The organism is Pseudomonas sp. P5_A2_2 (assembly GCF_054177685.1).
This window is the reverse complement of record NZ_JBGCUL010000943.1, coordinates 1-1688: the sequence shown is the minus strand read 5'-3', so window position 1 is coordinate 1688 and position 1688 is coordinate 1. Positions and strand designations below refer to the sequence as shown.

General features: G+C 57.3%; 2 protein-coding genes. Both read right to left on the bottom strand.

Going from position 1 to position 1688, the window contains the following annotated elements; translation table 11 throughout:
- Positions 1-1347, bottom strand: a 1347-nt coding sequence (locus ACXRVY_RS27590) for an amino acid permease (protein ID WP_458238789.1), incomplete at its 3' end; no start/stop codon positions are given.
- A gap of 85 nt (positions 1348-1432) precedes the next feature.
- Positions 1433-1688: OprD family outer membrane porin (locus ACXRVY_RS27585; RefSeq protein ID WP_458238788.1), on the bottom strand; the 256-nt coding region annotated here is incomplete at its 5' end.

Sequence of the window (1688 nt, the reverse complement as noted above, 5' to 3'; positions counted from 1 at the left end):
GACAATCGACAGCACCAGCAGAAACGGCACACCGAACACCAGGGTCATCTTGAAGGCCTCAGTGAAATAGGTCGTGATCATCACCGCCCCCATCAGCACCAACCCCAGCAATGTGCTGTAGGGAAACAGACGCATCCGGAACGACAGTTTGCGRTTGCCATTGCGCTCGTGAAAACGACGGAAACAGAAGTGCGTGAGGAAGATCATGAACCAGGTAAAGATCGCGCCGAACATCGAGATCGCCATCATCAGGGTGAACGAACTTTCCGGGTACAGGATGTTGAGCAAGGTCGCCAGGGCGATCCCCGAGCTCGAGAGCAACAACGCGTTCAACGGGATCCCGGTCTTGCTCAACACACCCATGGATTTTGGCGCGTAGCCGGCACGGGACAGGCTGAACATCATGCGCGTAGTGATGTACAACTGGCTGTTCATCGCCGACAACGCCGCAATCAGGATCACGAAGTTCATCACGCCGGTGGCGCCGGGAATGCCGATGGCTTGCATCACCGTGACGAACGGACTCTGCGCATGGCCAGCCTGGACCCAAGGCACGATTGCCAGCATCAACGCCAGGGTCAGCAGGTAGAACACCACCAGGCGCACGATAGTCCCGCGAAAGGCTTTCTTTACCGCTTGCTCCGGGTCTTTTGCCTCACCGGCAGCCACCGCGATCATCTCCACGCTCAGGTAGCTGAAGATCGACACGATCACTGCAATCCACATCCCTTGCAGACCATTGGGGAAGAAACCGCCGTGAGCGGTGTAATTGTGCACGCCGTAGTCCGGATTACCGGAACCGAACACCACATACACCGCCAGGATGATGAAGCCGACAATCGCACCGATCTTGATGGTCGAGAACCAGTACTCGAAGGTGCCGAAAGTCTTCACGCTGATGGCATTGAGCACGATCAACACACTGGAGAAAGAGACGATCCATATCCACTCCGGCACGTTGGCAAACCAGTACTTCATGTACATCGCCACCGCCGTCACTTCCGTGCCGACCGCCAGCACAATCGCCGCCCAGTAGGCATAGCGCACCAGGAACCCGGCCAAGGGACTGACATAAAATTCGGCGTAGGCACCGAACGAACCCGAGGTCGAATGGGCCACGGTCATTTCGGCCAGGCAGCCCATCAACAGCAAGGTGATGATTGCGCCGATGGCATAGCTGAGTAGTACGCTCGGCCCGGCATAACCGATGGCATAGGCACTGCCCATGAACAGCCCGGTACCAATTGCACCGCCAATGGCGATCATGCTCATCTGCCCCGACGTCAGCTGACGCCGCAAACCGTGTTCACGGTTGGATATCGTTTCGAAACCGGAGTTATCGGTCATTTTTATGTCCTCTGGATTTTGTCTTTCTTGAAGAGCACGTCGTGGATTTAACGGTGGGGATCAGCCACGCACAGCAGGACACGGATCAGAAAATACTCAGCGGATATTCGATGATCACCCGGACCTCGTTGTTGTCCGTGGTGTCGGCACGGGCGACCTGCGCAGTGGAACGCACACTGGCCTGACGCACGCGTATTGAAAGATCCCTGGCCTTGCCCGACTGCACGACATAGCGCGCCTCGATGTCGCGCTCCCAGCGTTTGCCGTCATCGCCGTAACGTCCATAGGCGCCATTGGGTCCGCCGTCGTAATGGCTGTCATCGATGTGGTCGCCACTGACG